Origin of the sequence: Oceanithermus profundus DSM 14977 (genome assembly GCF_000183745.1) — a bacterium.
In the GTDB taxonomy this organism is placed as follows: domain Bacteria; phylum Deinococcota; class Deinococci; order Deinococcales; family Marinithermaceae; genus Oceanithermus; species Oceanithermus profundus.
In genome coordinates, this window is sequence record NC_014761.1 from 1,854,576 (window position 1) to 1,870,569 (window position 15,994).

Annotated in this window: 16 protein-coding genes and 1 tRNA gene; 8 read left to right on the forward strand and 9 right to left on the reverse strand. The window is 71.6% G+C overall.

What is annotated here, in order from left to right; translation table 11 throughout:
• Position 1: 1 nt before the first annotated feature.
• From phoU to OCEPR_RS09275, 4 genes are read right to left on the reverse strand one after another with little or no spacing between them, the layout of a single operon-like run.
• Complete coding sequence (gene phoU / locus OCEPR_RS09260; protein ID WP_013458458.1) at positions 2–661, reverse strand: phosphate signaling complex protein PhoU; 660 nt, start codon at positions 659–661, stop codon at positions 2–4.
• Positions 654–1,559: a sensor histidine kinase gene (locus OCEPR_RS09265; protein ID WP_013458459.1), complete on the reverse strand. Its 906-nt coding sequence runs from the start codon at positions 1,557–1,559 to the stop codon at positions 654–656. The genes phoU and OCEPR_RS09265 overlap by 8 nt, the downstream gene beginning before the upstream one ends.
• On the reverse strand, positions 1,556–2,215 hold the full coding sequence (locus OCEPR_RS09270; protein ID WP_013458460.1) for a response regulator transcription factor: 660 nt from the start codon (positions 2,213–2,215) through the stop codon (positions 1,556–1,558). Before OCEPR_RS09270 ends, OCEPR_RS09265 begins: the two co-directional genes overlap by 4 nt.
• 33 nt (positions 2,216–2,248) lie before the next feature.
• A complete protein-coding gene (locus tag OCEPR_RS09275) occupies positions 2,249–2,965 on the reverse strand; it encodes a PhnD/SsuA/transferrin family substrate-binding protein (protein WP_013458461.1) in 717 nt (238 codons plus the stop codon).
• Between the two features lie 68 nt (positions 2,966–3,033).
• Between OCEPR_RS09275 and OCEPR_RS09280 the strand changes: the two genes are divergently transcribed.
• On the forward strand, positions 3,034–4,377 hold the full coding sequence (locus tag OCEPR_RS09280) for an MBL fold metallo-hydrolase (RefSeq protein ID WP_013458462.1): 1,344 nt from the start codon (positions 3,034–3,036) through the stop codon (positions 4,375–4,377).
• Positions 4,378–4,389: 12 nt separating this feature from the next.
• Here OCEPR_RS09280 and OCEPR_RS09285 read toward each other — a convergent pair whose 3' ends face one another.
• The 3 genes from OCEPR_RS09285 to OCEPR_RS09295 are packed head-to-tail and all read right to left on the reverse strand — an operon-like array spanning position 4,390 to position 8,204.
• Positions 4,390–6,000, reverse strand: coding sequence for a sensor histidine kinase (locus tag OCEPR_RS09285; protein WP_013458463.1), 1,611 nt, complete (start codon positions 5,998–6,000; stop codon positions 4,390–4,392).
• Positions 5,993–6,715 carry an RNA methyltransferase gene (locus OCEPR_RS09290; protein WP_013458464.1) on the reverse strand — a complete coding sequence of 241 codons (723 nt, stop codon included), beginning with the start codon at positions 6,713–6,715 and terminating at the stop codon, positions 5,993–5,995. Before OCEPR_RS09290 ends, OCEPR_RS09285 begins: the two co-directional genes overlap by 8 nt.
• Before the next feature lie 34 nt (positions 6,716–6,749).
• Positions 6,750–8,204 carry a leucyl aminopeptidase gene (locus tag OCEPR_RS09295; RefSeq protein ID WP_013458465.1) on the reverse strand — a complete coding sequence of 485 codons (1,455 nt, stop codon included), beginning with the start codon at positions 8,202–8,204 and terminating at the stop codon, positions 6,750–6,752.
• A 65-nt stretch (positions 8,205–8,269) separates the two neighbouring features.
• Between OCEPR_RS09295 and OCEPR_RS09300 the strand changes: the two genes are divergently transcribed.
• Together OCEPR_RS09300 and mnmA are read left to right on the forward strand one after the other, a co-directional pair.
• Entirely contained in the window at positions 8,270–9,154 is an 885-nt protein-coding gene (locus OCEPR_RS09300; protein ID WP_013458466.1) for a DUF1385 domain-containing protein, read from the forward strand.
• 46 nt (positions 9,155–9,200) lie between these two features.
• On the forward strand, positions 9,201–10,310 hold the full coding sequence (gene mnmA / locus OCEPR_RS09305; protein WP_013458467.1) for a tRNA 2-thiouridine(34) synthase MnmA: 1,110 nt from the start codon (positions 9,201–9,203) through the stop codon (positions 10,308–10,310).
• Here mnmA and OCEPR_RS09310 read toward each other — a convergent pair.
• Positions 10,307–11,959, reverse strand: coding sequence for a lytic transglycosylase domain-containing protein (locus tag OCEPR_RS09310; protein WP_013458468.1), 1,653 nt, complete (start codon positions 11,957–11,959; stop codon positions 10,307–10,309). The genes mnmA and OCEPR_RS09310 overlap by 4 nt on opposite strands.
• Positions 11,960–12,042: 83 nt before the next feature.
• On the opposite strand from OCEPR_RS09310, the gene OCEPR_RS09315 reads away from it, so the two are divergent.
• The 3 genes from OCEPR_RS09315 (at position 12,043) to OCEPR_RS09325 (ending at position 14,761) form a co-directional block, all read left to right on the forward strand.
• Positions 12,043–12,116: transfer RNA gene (locus OCEPR_RS09315), tRNA-Gln, on the forward strand.
• Between the two features lie 85 nt (positions 12,117–12,201).
• The gene (locus OCEPR_RS09320) at positions 12,202–12,564 is read left to right on the forward strand and encodes a PleD family two-component system response regulator (RefSeq protein WP_187288490.1); all 363 of its coding nucleotides are present in this window, start codon (positions 12,202–12,204) and stop codon (positions 12,562–12,564) included.
• Between the two features lie 10 nt (positions 12,565–12,574).
• Positions 12,575–14,761 carry a transglycosylase domain-containing protein gene (locus OCEPR_RS09325; protein WP_013458470.1) on the forward strand — a complete coding sequence of 729 codons (2,187 nt, stop codon included), beginning with the start codon at positions 12,575–12,577 and terminating at the stop codon, positions 14,759–14,761.
• Positions 14,762–14,822: 61 nt separating this feature from the next.
• Here the strand turns inward: OCEPR_RS09325 and OCEPR_RS09330 are convergent, their stop codons facing one another.
• The gene (locus tag OCEPR_RS09330) at positions 14,823–15,263 is read right to left on the reverse strand and encodes a Fur family transcriptional regulator (protein ID WP_013458471.1); all 441 of its coding nucleotides are present in this window, start codon (positions 15,261–15,263) and stop codon (positions 14,823–14,825) included.
• A gap of 135 nt (positions 15,264–15,398) precedes the next feature.
• Here OCEPR_RS09330 and OCEPR_RS09335 point away from each other — a divergent pair, with 135 nt between their 5' ends.
• Positions 15,399–15,671, forward strand: coding sequence for a septum formation initiator family protein (locus OCEPR_RS09335; RefSeq protein ID WP_013458472.1), 273 nt, complete (start codon positions 15,399–15,401; stop codon positions 15,669–15,671).
• Positions 15,655–15,936 (forward strand): hypothetical protein, encoded by a 282-nt coding sequence (locus OCEPR_RS09340; RefSeq protein ID WP_013458473.1) that lies wholly within the window; start codon positions 15,655–15,657, stop codon positions 15,934–15,936. Before OCEPR_RS09335 ends, OCEPR_RS09340 begins: the two co-directional genes overlap by 17 nt.
• Positions 15,937–15,994: the final 58 nt, after the last annotated feature.

A 15,994-nucleotide genomic window follows, 5' to 3' on the forward strand; every position in this document is an offset into this window, starting at 1 on the left:
GTCAGGACCCCCCGTCCGCGCCCTCGAGCTTGCCGGTGAGCCAGAAGAAGACGCGCTCGGCGATGTTCTCCAGGTGGTCGCCGAGGCGCTCGTAGCTGCGGGCCACGCGCATCAGGGTGAGCGCCTTGGAGAGCGTGCGCGGGTCCTCCATCATGTAGGTAAGCAGCTCGCGCACGATCTGCTCGTAGAGGTCGTCCACGTCGTCGTCGATCTTGAGCACCCGTTGCGCGGCGTGCAGGTCGCGTTCGGCGATCGCCTTGGCGATCAGGTCGAGCATCGTCTCGATGCGCTCGGCCATCTCGCCGAGGACGATGTACTTCTTCAGCGGCGGTTCGCCCGCGAGCGCCAGGGCGTCCTCGGCCACGTGGGCCGCGTAGTCGCCGGCGCGCTCCAGGTCGGTCAGCGCCTTGAGCACCGTCGCCAGGAAGCGCAGGTCGCGGGCGACCGGCTGGTGGCGGGCGATCGCCGCCAGCACCTCGTTCTCGATCTCGAGCTCGAGCGCGTCCACCTCGCGATCGAGCCGCACGGCCGCCTTGGCGCGCTCCACGTCCTGCTCCACCAGGCCGGCGGTCGCCAGCTGCAGCTGCTCGCGCACCAGGCTGACCATGCGCAGGAAGTGCTCGGTAATCCGGTTCAGGTCACGGTCCAACGCTTCACGCATCCTCCACCCCTTCCCCTTCGGGCACGGTCACCCCGAAGGCGTTGCCCTCCTCCAGCCTACGGCCGTAGGCCTCGCCGCCCCAGCCGCGCGCGATGCGGCGCACCAGGGCCAGGCCCAGGCCGCTGCCGCGCACGCCGGCGGCGTGCATGCCCCGCCCGCCGGGTACGAAGAGCCGTTCGTAGTCGGCGAGCGGTTCCCCGGCGTCCACCACCTCGACGGCCACCACCCCCGGGGCGTGGACCCGGGTGCGCACCTCGACGGGCGGCTTTCCGTAACGGAGCGCGTTCTCGACGAGGTTGAGCAGCACCTGGAAGATCGGGTCGCGGCCCGCGGTGACCGGGTGGGGCGTGGACCAGCGCAGGGCGCGCGCCCCGGGCAGCAGGCGCTCGAGCCGCGGCCGCAGCTCGTCGAGGCGCCACGGAGGCGTGCGCGCCTGGCCCTGCCCCTGGACGAGGCGCAGCAGACGGGCCGCCTCCTCGCGCATCAGCGCCAGCGCCTGCTCGCGATCGCCGGGTTCGGGCCCGGACTCCAGCACCTCCAAGAGCGCCAGCAGCCCCGCCACCGGGGTGCGGAACTCGTGGGCGAGGAGCCGCCGCTCCTGCTCCAGGACCTCGCGCGCCCGCACCGTCTCGGTTTCGTCGCGCAGGAAGAGCGCCTCCCCCCGGGCACGCGCCGCCACCCGGCGGCCGTGCAGGGTCAGGGAGGTCGCCCCGCCGCAGCGCACCAGCTCGAGCAGCCGGTGGTGCCGCAGCACGAAGGCGGCGGGGCGGCCGACGGCGCGCCCGGCGTCGGTGTCAAGCAGCCGCGCCGCCGCGGGGTTCAGGTAACGCACCCGCTCCCCCTCGAAGAGGACCACCCCCTCCTCGCTCGCCTCCCAGGCCGCCCGCCAGGGGTTCATGGGGCCTCCGTGAAGCGGTAGCCCTTGCCGCGCACTGTCTCGATCCAACGCCCCCCCAGTTTCTCCCGCAGCTGGGCCACGTGCTGGTCCACCGTGCGCAGGGTGCCCAGGAAGTCGGGACCCCAGACCCGCTCGAGCAGCGTCTCCCGGTCGTAAACCCGGCCCGGATCCCGCGCCAGGAAAGCGAGCAGATCGAACTCGCGCCGCGTCAGGCCCACCTCGCGCCCCCCAAGCGTCACCCGGCCGCGCTCCGTGTCCACGACCAGTTCCCCGCGCCGCAGGACCTCCGCGCCGCGGCTGCGGCGCAGCAGCGCCACCAACCGGGCCGCCAGCTCGGCGGTGGAGAAGGGTTTGGTCAGGTAGTCGTCGGCGCCTCCCAGCAGCCCCTCCACGCGGTCGCGTTCGCTGGCGCGCGCCGTCAACATCAACACCGGCATCCGCTCGTATCGGGGCGTGCGGCGGAGGCGCGCCAGGAAGTTCAGGCCATCCTCGTCGGGCAGCATCCGGTCGAGGACGACCACCTCGGCCTCGTCGAGCCGCGCCCAGCCCTCGCGGGCGTCGGCGGCGTCGAGGACGCTGAACCCCGCCTGGCGGAGCCCGTGCGCCAGGGCAAAGCGCAGGCTGGGCTCGTCTTCGACCAGCAACACCCGGGCCATGGCCTCAGTTTACGGGCGGGCGTCAGCGCAAGGTCAGCCCGGCTGCAGGGCGCGGATGGGGGCGGTGGTGTCGAGGGGCCGGAAGCTTCCGATGCGCAGGTCGTCGAGGATCAAGCGCCCCAGGGGGTGCCGGGCCATGGCCTCGAGCCCCTCGCGCAGGCGCGGAAGCAGCGCCGCCCGCTCGGGCGCCAGCATCACCAGGTGCGCGAACCGGCGGGCGTCGGAGACGCGCAGGGTGCAGACGCCCTCGAGGGAGAGCTCCTCAAGCTGGGCGTAGAAGTCCTTGTAGAGCACCGCGTGGCGGACCTCGCCGCGCCGCAGCGCCGCCAGCACCTCGCCCCAGGAAGGGTAGTAGCGCGCGGTGGCGGACACCCCCTCCTCGTGGAGCAGGGTCTGCGCGAGCAGGGTGGCGAACTGCCCCTCCACCGCCCCGAACGTCTGCCCCGCGAACGCGGCGATGCCGCCCCCGGTGTCCTCGGCGGCGACGAAGACGACCTCGTCGTAGTTGTCGGACATGGCCACGGGCAGAAAACCCCGCGCGCGCTCGATGCGCACCGCGTCGAGGGGGTTGGCGTAGACGAGGTCGACCTCGTCGAAACGGGCGTAGAACTCGGGGAAGTCCGCCGCGTGCGCGTAGCCGATCTCGAGGCCGCTGAGCTGCCCCAGCACCAGGAAGAACTCGATCCAGGTGGGCAGGTTCTTGGCGGTGTCGTGGGGGCAGGCGCTGGCGGTGAGCGTTGGGGTCTCCATTGCTACAAGTATATGCCGGGACTTTTGCCTTGAACCGCCCTTGGGGCACGCGGACGTAGAATGAGAGCATGCAACTGACCACCTGGGGCGCCTGCGGTACGGTCACCGGAAGCTGCCACCTGCTCGAACACCAGGGGTTCAAGCTGTTGCTCGACTGCGGCATGTACCAGGGGGAGCCCAGAAGCGACAACTACGATCCCTTCGGCTTCGACCCCCGCGCGGTCGACGCCGTGGTGCTGAGCCACGCCCACCTCGATCACGTGGGGCGGATCCCGCGGCTCTACCGCCTGGGTTTCGAGGGCCGGGTCTACGCCACCGCGCCCACGCTGAAGCTGATCCGGCCGATCCTCGAAGACGCGCTGAAGCTCATGAAGGAGGACATCAAGCGCGCGCGGCGCAAGGGGCTTCCCGTTCCCGAGCTGCTCTGGGACGAGGCCGACGTGCACGCGCTGCTGGGGCGGAGCAAACCCGTGCCCTACTACAGCCCGCGCAAGGTCGGGCCCTTCCGGATCACCCTCAGGAACGCCGGCCACCTGCCCGGAAGCGCCTTCGTGGAGGTGCAGGCGGGCGGCCGCACCCTCGTCTTCTCGGGCGACCTCGGCAACCGCCGTAAGGAGACCCTGCCCGATCCCGACTACCCGCGGGTGGCCGACCTGGTCCTCAGCGAGTCCACCTACGGCGACCGCCCCCACCGCCCCTTCCAGGCCACGCTGGTCGAGTTCGCCGAGGTGCTGGCCCAGACCCTCGACGGCGGCGGGAAGGTGATCGTCCCTTCCTTCGCGCTCGAGCGCGCCCAGGAGATCCTCTTCTACATCCGCCGCTTCGAGGCCGAGGGCGCCATCCCCAGCGTGCCGGTCTACGTCGACAGCCCCCTGACCACCCGCATCAGCGAGATCTACGGCCAGATCCAGGAGGCCTTCAGCCCCCTGGTGCAGTCGTTCTACCGCCGCGGCCTCGACCCCTTCGCGCCGCAGAAGCTGCGCTACACCCAGAGCGTGGACGAGTCGAAGCGGCTGAACTTCCTGGAAGGGCCCGCGATCATCATCGCCGGCAGCGGCATGCTCTCGGGCGGGCGCATCCTGCACCACCTGCGCCACCAGCTGCCCGACGCCCGCAACGCCCTCGTCTTCGTCGGATACCAGCCGCGCGGCGGTCTGGGGCACCGCATCATCGAGGGCGCGGACGAGGTGCGGATCCACGGCCACGACGTGCGGGTGCGGGCCAAGGTCTACTCCTTGGGCGGCTTCTCCGGGCACGCCGGCCGCGACGAGCTTCTCGACTGGCTCGCCGCCGAGCGGCGCATCGTCCTGGTGCACGGCGAGGATCCGGCGCGCGTCCGCCTGGCGCGCGCCTTGCGCGCCCGCGGCGCCAAGGTGACCCGCGCCCGCCTGGGGCAGCGGTTCGAAGTCTGAACGGCGCGATCTTCAGTAAGGAAGCTCGGCGTCGACGCAGGTGCCCTCGCCGGGGGTGCTCCGCACCTCGAAGCGCCCGCCGCGGGCCTCGACGCGCTCGCGCATCTGCGCCATGCCGAAGCCGCCCAGCCCCGCGCTCAGCGGCTGGTCGGGGTCGAAGCCGACGCCGTCGTCGCAGATCTCCAGCCGCGCGCCCTTCTCGCCCAGGGCCTTCAGGCGCACGCGCACGCCGCCGGCGCGGGCGTGCTTGGCCACGTTGTTGAGGGCTTCCTGCAACACCCGGAAGAGGACGACCTCGGAGGCGGGCGTGAGCTTGACGTCGTCGGCGAGCTCGAGCCCGATCCCCAACCCCACCTGCTCGGCGAAGGCGCGGGCGTAGCGCTCGATCGACTGCACCAGCCCGTAGCGCTCCAGGTCGATGGGGCGCAGGGCGAAGATGCTGCGCCGCACCTCGCGGATCTGCCCGCGCAGGGTCTCCTTGACCTGGCCGATCTCCTGCTTGGCGCGCCCCGGGTCGCGGTCGAGCAGGCGGGTGGCCAGGTCCAGCTTGAGGGCCATGAAGGCCAGCGCCTGGGCAATGCCGTCGTGGATCTCGCGGGCGATGCGGTTGCGCTCCTCGTTGATGGCCAGCTCCTCGGCGCGCAGGTAGGCCTGGGCGTTGCGCACCGCCAGGGCCACCTGGCGGGCGAGCAGCCGCAGGAAGGGCATCTCCTCCTTGAGGTGGCGGGCGTTGCCGCGCAGCACCAGCACCCCCACCGGGTCCTTGTCGTAGAGCGGGATGGCGAGCAGGTTGGGCTCGACGAAGGTGGGGGCGCGCTTGGCCTCCTCCCAGCGGCCGCTGGGGGCGAAGGAGTGGCGCGCTTCGGGAAGGTGCACCTCGGCCCAGGGGTGGAGGATGCCGTCGGCGTCGAGCAGGTAGACGACGCCCCCCTTGGCCCCGGCCCAGTCGATGATCTTGGAGAGCAGGCCGGCGAGCAGCTTCTCCAGGTTGGCCTCGGCCCCCATGGCCTCGTCCACCTCGAAGAGGGTGAGGAAGTCGCGGGTGCGCGCCTTGGCGGCCTCGAGCAGGCTGTCCACCTCGGCGGCGAGCAGGTCGAGGAACTCGGCGTCGCTCTCGCCGTCGGGCAGGATCAGCTCGAGCCGCCCGCCGCTGCGCACCAGCTCGAGGCGCTGCACCGGCAGGCCGCGGCGGGTGTAGAACGAGGGGGTCGACCAGTGGTAGCCCTCGAGTTCGAGCGAGGCGTCGGCCTCGAGCACGTCGGCGAGGGCGTTGACGACCCCGCGGATCACCTCTTCCAGGTTCTCGGTCGCCAGCGAACGGCTGAGCACCTCGCGCAGCGCCCGCAGGCGCTGGTTGGCCTCGAGCAGCTTGGCCTCGGCCTCGGCGCGCTCGCGCACCTCCTCGGAAACCCAGTCGAGGGTGAGCCAGATCACCAGCGGCCCCACGACGCCGTAGAAGACGATCTGCAGGTAGAAGAGCCAGGGGTCGGGCGGCAGCAGGTGCAGCCACCACTCGAGCGCAACCACGATGCCGCCCACCAGCGGCGGCAGCACCTTGCGCGCCCAGCGGATGCGGGCGTAGAGCTCGCCGTAGGCGCCGGGGCGGGTCCGCGACCTAGTCAACCCGCTCCCCTCCATGGGCGATCGCCCAGCGGCTCTGGCGCAAGAGGCCGCGCAGCCGCTGCACCTCGTTGGAGCTGAGCAGCGCCCGGTGGGCCATGCGCCGGAAGGCGCGCATCGCCCCTTCCAGGCGGTGCTCGTCGGTGTAGCGGATCTCGATCAGGTAGGCCTCCAGGTCGGCGAAGAAGCGCTCGAGCTCCTCGGCGGCGGCGGGCCGGGGGCGGGCCGTTTCCGTCAGCTCCGCCCGCGCCAGGAAGACCTCGTAGGCCACGAGCAGCACCGCCTGGGCCAGGTTGAGGCTGGCGTAGCCCCCGGTGGGAATGCGCCAGACCGCGTGCGCCCGGTCCATTTCCTCGTTGGAAAGCCCGAAGTTCTCGCGGCCGAAGAGCAGGGCGACCGGCCCCTCGGCGGTCATCGCGCGCACCCGGGGCGCCCCCTCGCGGGGGGTGCAGACCTCGCCGGCGTAGCCCTCGCGGGCGCGGGCGCTGGTGGCCACCACGTAGACCGCGCCCGCGAGGGCCTCGTCCAGGGTGGCCACGGTGCGCGCCTGCTCCAGCACGTCGGCCGCGCCGCGGGTGGCCAGCCGGTAGGCCGCTTCGTCGAGCGGCCGCTCCGGATTCACGAGCACCAGCTCCTCGAGCCCGAAGTTCTTCATCGCCCGCGCCGCCGCCCCGACGTTGCGGGGCTCGCGCGGCTCCACCAGCACGACGCGGATCATTGCTCCGATCCTACCGCGGGCGGGGCGGTTCGACCTAGCCCTGCCGCCGGGCCCACTCGACCAGGGTCCGCACCCCGAAACCGGTGCCCCCGGCGGGGCCGAAGGCGTGGTCCTCGGCCGCGGGCGCGAAGCCGGGGCCGGCGATGTCGAGGTGCACGAAGGGCGCGTCCGCGAACTCGGCCAGGAAGAGGGCCGCCTGGATCGCGCCGCCGGCGCGGTCGCCCACGTTGGCCAGGTCGGCGACCTTGCTCTTCAGCTTGCGCTTGTAGGCCTCCTCCATCGGCATCGGCCAGACCTTCTCTCCGGCCGCTTCGGCGGCCCGCTGCACCTCGCGGCCCAGCGCCTCGTCGGCGGCGAAGAGGCCGGCGACCTCGCGGCCCAGCGCCACCACGCACGACCCCGTGAGGGTGGAGAGCTCGACGATCGCGTCGGGCTCGGCGCGCGAGGCGTAGGCCAGGGCGTCGGCCAGGGTGAGCCGGCCCTCGGCGTCGGTGTTGAGCACCTCGATCGTCTTGCCGTTCATCGCCCGGATCACGTCGTCCACGCGGTAGGCGTGCCCGCTGATCATGTTCTCGGCGGCGGCCACGTAGGCGCGCACCTCGACGGGCGGCTTCAGGGCGGCGATGGCCTTCATGGCGCCGATCACCGCGGCCGCGCCGGCCATGTCGCCCTTCATCGTCTTCATCGACTCGGGCGGCTTGAGCGAATACCCCCCGGTGTCGAAGGTCAGCCCCTTGCCCACCAGGGCCAGCTTGCGCACCGGCTCGCCCTCGGGCCGGTAGACGAGCTCGATGAAGCGCGGCTCGTTGGCCGAGCCCTTGGCCACCGCCCAGTAGGCGCCCATGCCCAGCTCCTGGATCTCCTCGGGGCCGAGCACGCGCACCTCGAGGCCCGCCTCGGCGGCCATCTTCTCGGCGCGCCGCGCCAGCTCCGCCGGGTTCAGCACGTTGGGCGGCTCGTTGACCAGGTCGCGGGCGAGCCAGACCCCTTCGGCGACGGCCGCCGCCTCCTCCACGACGGGGCCGTAACCCTGGGCGATCACGAAACGCACCCGGGGCGGCTTGGCCTCGCTTTGGTACTTGGTGAAGCGGTAACCGCCAAGGAGGAGGCCCTCGGCGAGGACCCGGCTGGTCTCGCGCTTGCCGAAGCGCTCGGCGAGGAAGTTCTCGACCGCGACCTCGCGCACGCCGCGCTCGACCGCGACCTCGGCCACCTTGACGCCGACGCGCCGCACGTCGCCCAGGCGGTGGCCCCGACGCTTCCCCAGGCCGGCGAGCAGGACCTGAACCCCTGCCAGCGGTACGTACAGGGTGGTTCCAAAATCGCCCTTGAACCGCGTTTCCTTGAGAATGCGCGTGAGCGCGCCGCCCAGCTCGGAATCCAGCCAGCGCCCCTCTTCGGTGAGTTCGCCGCCCAGCACGGCCACGACGCGCATGGGGGCCTCGTGTTCGAATACTTTCCTACGGGTGGTTTTGACACGAATCGCCATAACATCCAGAGCTTACCACGCGCCCTTCCACCAAACCCTCACCCGTCTGTGGCAGAATACAGCCCATGAAGCAGATCGGCGGCTCGGCCGCAATGGAAGGCGTGATGATGAAGGCGCCCGACGCCTGGGCGCTGGCCGTGCGGCTCCCCAGCGGCGAGATCCACGTGGAGCGCCACGAGGAACCTTCCCTCTATCGCAAGTACCCCTGGACCAAGCTGCCGCTCATCCGCGGCGTGGTGGCCCTCATCGACGCCCTCTCGGTCTCCTACCGGGCGCTCTCGCGCAGCGCCCAGCTGGCGGGCGAGGAGGACGAAGAAGAGCTCGCGGGCTGGGCCCTCTACGGCACGATCGCCCTCAGCACCCTGATCGGGATCGGGCTGTTCATCGTGCTTCCAGCCGCGATCTCGCGCCTCTTCATCGACGCCGCCGCCAGCCCGGTGCTCTACAACGCGCTGGCCGGCCTCTTCAAGGCGGGGCTGCTGGTGGGTTACCTGGCCTTCATCGGCCGCTTCCCCGACATCCAGCGCTACTTCATGTACCACGGGGCCGAGCACAAGGCGATCGCCGCCTACGAAAAGGGGCTCGAGCTCACCGTCGAGAACGTGCGCGCCCAGCCCAAGTTCCACCCCCGCTGCGGCACCACCTTCATCGCCTTCGTGATCGTGACGAGCATCGTCGTCTACAGCTTCCTGCCCTGGCCCGACGTGATCTGGTGGCTGCTCCTCGGCCGGGTGGCGCTGCTGCCGCTGGTCGCGGCGCTGGCCTTCGAGCTGCTGCGCTTTTCCTCGAGCCACGACGACCCCGTCTCGCGCCTCTTGCGCTGGCTCGGCTTCCGCTTCCAGATGCTCACCGTGCGCGAGCCGGACGACGCCATGATCGAGGTGGCCATCGCCTCCACCCGGGCCGCGGCGGGCGCCGGCGAGCCGCGCGAAAGCGAGATGGTGGCCTGAGCCCGGCGCTGGCCCAAACCCGAGCGAACCGGTAGAATAGAGCTTCGTGAAGAAGCCGCGCGTCCTCGTCGCCATGAGCGGAGGGGTGGACTCCTCCGTCGCCGCCGCCCTGCTGGTAGAGCAGGGCTACGACGTCGTGGGCGCGATGATGAAGTTCTGGTCCGACGAGGAGCTGGCCGAAAGCTGCAACAGCGAGTCGAGCTGCTGCACCCCCACCGCCGCGCTCGAGGCCGGCTGGGTGGCGCGCCAGCTGGGCATCCCCTTCGAGCTCCTCGACTACCGCGAGACCTTCGACGAGCGCATCGTCACCCCCTTCCTCGAGGGCTACGCCGCCGGCCGCACCCCCAACCCCTGCGTCTGGTGCAACACCGACGTCAAGTTCGACGCCCTGCTCGAGCACGCCCGCGCCATCGGCGCCGAGTACGTGGCCACCGGCCACTACGTGCGCCGGGTGGAAGGGCCCGCCGGCGTCGAGCTGTGGCGCGGCGGCGACGCGGCCAAGGACCAGACCTACTTCCTCTGGGGCACGCCCCGCGCCGCCCTGCCCCACCTGCTCTTCCCGGTGGGCCACCTCGAAAAGCCCGCGGTGCGCCGCCTGGCCGAAGCGCGCGGCCTGATCACCGCCCGGAAGCCCGAGTCGCAGAACATCTGCTTCGTGCGCGGCTCGCTGCGCGACTTCTTGGCCAAACACATTCCCAGCGAGCCGGGCCCGCTGGTGGACCTGGAGAGTGGCGAGGTCATCGGCGAACACGCCGGGGCCCGCTTCTACACCGTGGGCCAGCGCAAGGGCCTGGGGCTGTGGAAGAGCCACCTGGAACGCTACGTCGTCGAGGTGCGCCCCGAGACCAACGAGGTGGTCGTGGGTCCGCGGGCCGCGGTGGAGTGGTGGGGGCTCGAGGCCTCCGGCCTCAACCTGCTCCTCGACCCCGCCGGCCTGCCCGACCGGATCGAGGCGATGGTGCGCTACCGCACCCGGCCGGTGGGGGCGCGCGTCCTGGAGCTGGACCCCACAGCGGGCCGCTTCCGGCTGCGCTTCGAGCGGCCCCAGTTCGCCGTCGCCCCGGGCCAGTCGGTGGTGCTCTACGCCGGAGACCGGTTGCTCGGGGGCGGCTTCATCGAACGCGCCCGCGAGAACGCCCTGGCGCGCGCCGGCTAGGGCGCGGCGCGGTAGAGCGCCTTGTACGCCTGGTAGGCCCAGAGCACCCGCTCGACGTACTCGCGCGGCTCGTCGCGCGGCTGGAAGCGCAGAAAGTCCCACACGTCGCCGTCTTCGGCCGCGAGCGCCCGCCGGGTGTAGCCGGGGCCGCCGTTGTAGCCGGCGAGGGCGCAGACGAGCTCGCGGTCGCAAACGTCGAGCAGGTGGCGCAGGTAGTACGCGCCGAAGCGCACCGCCGCCTCGGGGTCGAAGGGGTCGGCCCCCTCCTCGCCCAGCCGCCGGGCGACGTCGCTCCAGGTGGCCGCGACGAACTGCATCAACCCCTTGGCGCCGGTGGGGCTCACCGCCTCCGGGTCGAAGCGCGACTCCACCCGCATCACCGCCCACAGCAGTTCGGGCTCGAGCCCGAAGGCCCGGGCCTCCGCCTCCACGATCCCGGGGTAGGCGCGCGGGTAGGCCAGGCGCAGCAGGTCCCCGCCCCCATCCCGAAGCGGGAGCCCGTGGAGCAGCCGCAGCGCCCGGCCCCACCAGCCCCAACGCTCGAGCTCGGCCACGACGGCGGCGAGCTGCTCGCTGCGGCCCTCCTGGCGGTAGCGGCGCGCCCACCAGCGCGCCTCGCCCCAGGCCCAGGCCTCGCGCCCGGCGGCAAAGAGCGCCTCGGCGCGCTCCGCACCGGCCGCGGCGACCGGCGGCGCCCCGCCGGACGGCGGGCGCGGGTAAGGCCGCCCCGCGAGCAGCCCCAGCCCCCCGTCCAAACGGGCGTAGGCCCAGGCCTCGAGCGCCGCGTCGCCGCGCCGGCGCGCCAGCACCCACAGCCGCAGCGTCGCGTCGTCGGCGTACTGCGAATCGCCCGTGGCGAGCTCGCGGTAGAGCGGCAGGGCCTCGGCCGCCCGCCCGGCGCGCTCCAATAGCGCCGTCGCCCGCCACAGCGCCTCGGGGGTGCGGGCCTCGAGGTAGGCGCGCACGGCCGCCTCGGACCGGCCCAGCGCCTCGAGCGCCCGCCCCCGCCCGAAGGCGCCCGCGGCCCCGCCCGCATCGCGGAAGGCCGCCTCCGCCTCGGCGTAGCGTTTTAACTCGAGCAGCAAGCGCCCCAGCGCCAGCCGCCCCTCGCGGCTGTCCCGGGCCCAGGCGCGGAAGTGGGGCAGGGCCTCGGCGTAGCGGTGCAACCCCGCCAGCGCGCGGGCGCGCCAGGCGGCCTCGCCCTCGGCCGGCAGCGCATCGAGCAGCGCCTCGTAGGCGCGGCCTGCATAGAGCGCGGCGTAGGCGCGCCGCACCCCTGCGCGCGCCAGCCGCACGAGCGCGGCCTCGGCCTCGGGTTCCGGCAGCGCCTTGCCGTAGGCCTCCGCCGCCCCGGGCGCGTCGCCCAGCACCTCGCGCAGCCGCCCCACCCAGAGCCAGTCGCCCGCAGCGTTCTCGAAGCGCGCGGCGCGTTCGGCCAGCTCGAGCCGCCGGCTGGGGGAAAGCGCGGCCATGCGCGAGAGCGCCCGCGCCGCCAGGACCTGCACGTAGCCGGGCTCCGCGAGCAAGCGCTCGAGCCCGCCCGCGTCCTCGGCCTGGCGCGCCTGCTCGTAGGCGCGGTAGGGCGCGGGCAGCTGCGCCCAGACCGGCGCCAGGAACAGCAACCCCAACGTCGCAAGCCTGCGGAACATGGGCCCACTATAGGGCGGACCGGGATGAAAAACGCAGGGCGTTGACGCCCGCGCGCGGCGTTGCCTATGATGGGCCTTGGCTTTGGGGCGTCGTCTAAGGGTAGGACAGCGGTCTTTGGAACCGCCGGTCGTGGTTCGAATCCACGCGCCCCAGCCATTCTTACGTTTGGCCGTATATTGTTTCATAAGGTGACGCGGTTCAGCATTGGACGGTCGGTATGGCGGACGATGAAAAACGCGGTTTGATCGTAACTTCCCACAGCGCACTCAAGGCCTACCTCGAGCTGGCCCTGGAAGACGCCGGCCTGAGACCGGACACCGTCGAAACTCTGCACGACGGCCTCGCCTACCTCAAGGAACACACCCCGCGGCTGATCGTCCTCGACGAACTCTCCGAAGACGGCCTCGACGCCGCCGGCTTCGTCTGGCGGATCAAGCGCGTCAAGCGCCTGAAAAACGTGCCCACGATCCAGATCGTGCACCAGGCGAGCGAACGCGAGCGCATGACGATGGAGATCTCCGGGGCCGACCACATCGTCGAGCTGCCCATCAAGAACAGCCGTTTCCGCAAGCTGCTTGAAAACCTTCTCAGCATCAGCCGGTAGACTGGGCAACGTGAAGCTGCGCCGCTACCTCCTGCTCGCGTTCCTGGCCGTCTTCCTGGGCACGGCCGTAGCGGCGGCGATCGTCGTGCGCGGCTGGACGCGCGACCTCCCCAGCCTGGACGCGCTGGAAAACCTGCGCCTGACCTCGACGACCACCGTCTTCGCCCGCGACGGCACCCCCATCGCCCAGCTGGCCAGCGAGGAGGGCGGGATCACCATCACCCGCATGCTGGTCAAGCTCGAGGACGTCTCCCCCGCCGCCGTGGCCGCGATCGTGGCCTCGGAGGACCAGCGCTTCTTCCGCCACTACGGCATCGACTGGATCCGCATCGCGGGCGCCTTCTGGCAGACGCTCCGGGGCAACCTCCAGGGGGGGTCCTCGATCAGCGTGCAGGTGATCAAGAACACCCTGCTGCGCAACCTCTCGGGCGTGCGCACCCTCGAGCGCAAGTTCAAGGAGCTGCCGCTGGCGATCCAGCTGGAGCGCCTCTACTCCAAGGAAGAGATCCTGGAGATGTACCTCAACGTCTCCTTCTGGGGCGGCAACCTCTGGGGCATCCGCGCCGCCAGCGAGGCCTACTTCGGCAAGGATCCGGCGGAGCTGACGCTGGCCGAGGGCGCCTACCTCGCGGCCCTCATCCCCGGCCCCAACGCGCGTTTCCGCGACCTGCCGCGGGTGCGCCGGCGCATGAAGACGTTGCTCGAGCAGATGGTGCGGGAAGGCTGGATCACCCAGGCCATGGCCGACGCCGCCTGGCGCGAGCCCGTGGTGCCCAACGGCTGGAAGGCCGAGTACGACGCGGAAGGGAACCTGGTCTCCGCCGAGTTGCTCGACCCCGGCGCCAACTCGCTGCCCGACCTCGAGGTGGAGGTGGCCCCCCACTTCGTCTACGAGATTCGCAAGGAGCTGATCCGCCGCTTCGGCCGCGCCAAGGTCTTCGGCCAGGGCGGTTTGCGCGTCTACACCACGCTCGACGTGGAGATGCAGCGCGCCGCCGAGGAGGCCGCCCAGGCCGCGGTGAAGCGCGGCCTTCCCGAGGGCGCCCAGCTGGCGCTGGTGGGCCTCGACCCCGAGACCGGCGAGGTCTACGCGTTGCTTGGGGCGCTGCCGGGCACCGAAGGCGAGTTCAACCGCGCCACCCAGCTGGGCGACGGCAAGGGACGCAGCCCCGGCTCGGCGATCAAGCCTTTCGTCTACACCGCCGCGCTGGGCGCGGGCTGGAGCCAGGCCAGCATGGTGGAGGACAAGGAGGTCAGCTTCCCCGACCCCACCCAGCCCGACGGCGTCTGGAAACCCAAGAACTACGACGGCACCTACCTGGACCGGGCGGTCACGATCCGCTACGCCATGGACCGTTCGCTCAACGTGCCCGCCATCCTCACCGCCGACGCCCTGGGGGTGCGCCGCCTCGCGGGCGAGCTGCAGGCCGCCGGTTTCCAGGTGCCCAAGAACCCGGGCCTCTCCATCGCCATCGGCGGCGGCATCGGCGCCACGCCGCTGCAGATGGCCGCCGCCTACGCCGCCTTCGTCAACGGCGGCTGGCGCGTGGAGCCGCAGCTGATCCTGCGGGTGGAGGATCAGCAGGGGCACGTGCTCTACGAGGCGCGACCGTTGCGGCAGCGGCTCTGGAACCCCGACGTCGCCTACCTCGGTTGGGACATGCTCAAGGGCTACGTCTACGACGAGGACCCCCTGGGGCGGGGCAACCTGGCCTGGCGGGCGCGCATTCCCGGCAGGGTGGTGGGCGGCAAGACGGGCACCTCGAACAACGCCCGCGACCTCTGGTTCGCCGGGGCCACCCGCGGCATGAGCGCGGTGGTGTGGATCGGCCGCGACGACAACCAGCCCATGCAGATGAACGGGCGCGAGCCGTCGTCTTCGGTCGTCAACCCGCCCATCTGGCGGCAGTTCGTCGAGAACGCCCTGCGGGGCCGCCCCGCGGGGGAACCCGCGGCGCCCGAGGGCCTGGTTCAGGTGCGCATGGACCTGCTCAACGGCGAGGCGAACGCCATCGGCACCCCCGCCTACTTCCGCATCGGGCACACCCCGATGCCCAGCACCCTCCCGGTCGGGGCCTCGATCCTGATCGGGCTCGAGCCCGGGCGCGACTGCCTCGCTGGCCCCGAGTGGCCCCCCGAGCAGCTGCGCTGGAAAGCCGTGCCCCCGGGCGAGGTGGCCCGCTACCGCTGCGACTGATCCCCGGCTCCGCCAAAGCAACGGCCGGCCCTCGGGCCGGCCGCTCCATGACGCGTCGGGTTTACTGGCAGTCGGGGCAGAGCCCGCGCAGCTCGACCCGGGGGTCGCCCACGAACCAGCCGGTGCGCGACTCGACGGCGCGCGCCACCTTTTCGGCGTCGAATTCGGGAAGCTCGTCCTCCATCACGTCTTCGATGCGGCCGCAGCTGGTGCAGAAGAGGTGATGGTGCTTCTTGGTGAAGCCGTCGTAGCGGGTGTGCCCCTGCTGGTCCTTGAACTCCCAGAGCAGACCGGCGTCGCGCAGCACCTGCAGGTTGAGGTAGACGGTCGAGAGGCCGATCGAGTACCCCTTCTTCTTGAGGCCCTGGTAGAGCTCCTCGGGGGTCGGGTGCACGTTCTTGCGGTCCAGGTAGGCGAGAATGCGCTCGCGGGGCAGGGTGTGGCGCAATCCAACGGCCTTTAATCGAGAGCGGTAGACTTCTTTTTCTTTTGTTTTAGCCATGCTTCGTGCCTCCAATCTCGTCAATTGTAAGTATACCTTACACTGGTTCCACCTGCCAGTGTCAAGGGTGGGGGCTTTCTTAATGAATGAAGATGCAATCCCCTGCATGCCTGCGGTTCCTTATAATGAACGACGATGAAGCAAGGCATCGTCGGCCGCGTCCTCTACGTTCTCTTCGCCCTGGGAACGGCCCACCTGCTCCTGCTGGTGGGCGTGGAGGCCCAGCGCGGCTGGGCGTTGCGGCAGGAGGTCCGCATCGTCGACGGCCAGCTAGAGGCGCTCGCCGCCGAGGTGGCGGCGCTGAAGAGCGAGCTCGCCCACGCCGACGACCCCGCCTACCTGGAGGCCAAGGCGCGCGCACTTGGCTACGTCTACCCGGAAGAGGTGCTGCGTGCCCCATCCCGCTGAGGTCTTCTTCGAAGACGAAACCCTGACCGAGGGCCTCACCGACGACGAGGCCCGCGACCTTCTGGCCTGGCTGGTGGGACTGGCCGACGAGATGGAGGGCGAGGACCCGGCCTATATCGAACAGCTCAAGCGCCTGGGCCGGCACCTGGCGCGCCTGAGCGCCCGCTGGGGGGTGCCCGTGGGCGACCTGATCGACCTGGTGGAGATCGCCTGGGAGGACCCCGACCAGCCGCAGGGCCGCCCGCCGCGGCCCATGCGGGCGTAACGGCGGTGCGCGGCGCGCAGCACGTGGTCGGTAGTGGGTGAACCGATCGGGACCGGAG

Excerpts from the sequence above, each read along its gene's own strand:
- OCEPR_RS09270 (WP_013458460.1), bottom strand. The coding sequence starts at position 2,215 with ATGGCCCGGGTGTTGCTGGTCGAAGACGAGCCCAGCCTGCGCTTTGCC.
- phoU (WP_013458458.1), bottom strand. The coding sequence starts at position 661 with ATGCGTGAAGCGTTGGACCGTGACCTGAACCGGATTACCGAGCACTTC.
- OCEPR_RS09295 (WP_013458465.1), bottom strand. The coding sequence starts at position 8,204 with ATGGCGATTCGTGTCAAAACCACCCGTAGGAAAGTATTCGAACACGAG.
- OCEPR_RS09290 (WP_013458464.1), bottom strand. The coding sequence starts at position 6,715 with ATGATCCGCGTCGTGCTGGTGGAGCCGCGCGAGCCCCGCAACGTCGGG.
- OCEPR_RS09310 (WP_013458468.1), bottom strand. The coding sequence starts at position 11,959 with ATGTTCCGCAGGCTTGCGACGTTGGGGTTGCTGTTCCTGGCGCCGGTC.
- OCEPR_RS09335 (WP_013458472.1), top strand. The coding sequence starts at position 15,399 with ATGAAGCAAGGCATCGTCGGCCGCGTCCTCTACGTTCTCTTCGCCCTG.
- OCEPR_RS09280 (WP_013458462.1), top strand. The coding sequence starts at position 3,034 with ATGCAACTGACCACCTGGGGCGCCTGCGGTACGGTCACCGGAAGCTGC.
- OCEPR_RS09330 (WP_013458471.1), bottom strand. The coding sequence starts at position 15,263 with ATGGCTAAAACAAAAGAAAAAGAAGTCTACCGCTCTCGATTAAAGGCC.
- OCEPR_RS09265 (WP_013458459.1), bottom strand. The coding sequence starts at position 1,559 with ATGAACCCCTGGCGGGCGGCCTGGGAGGCGAGCGAGGAGGGGGTGGTC.
- OCEPR_RS09275 (WP_013458461.1), bottom strand. The coding sequence starts at position 2,965 with ATGGAGACCCCAACGCTCACCGCCAGCGCCTGCCCCCACGACACCGCC.
- OCEPR_RS09300 (WP_013458466.1), top strand. The coding sequence starts at position 8,270 with ATGAAGCAGATCGGCGGCTCGGCCGCAATGGAAGGCGTGATGATGAAG.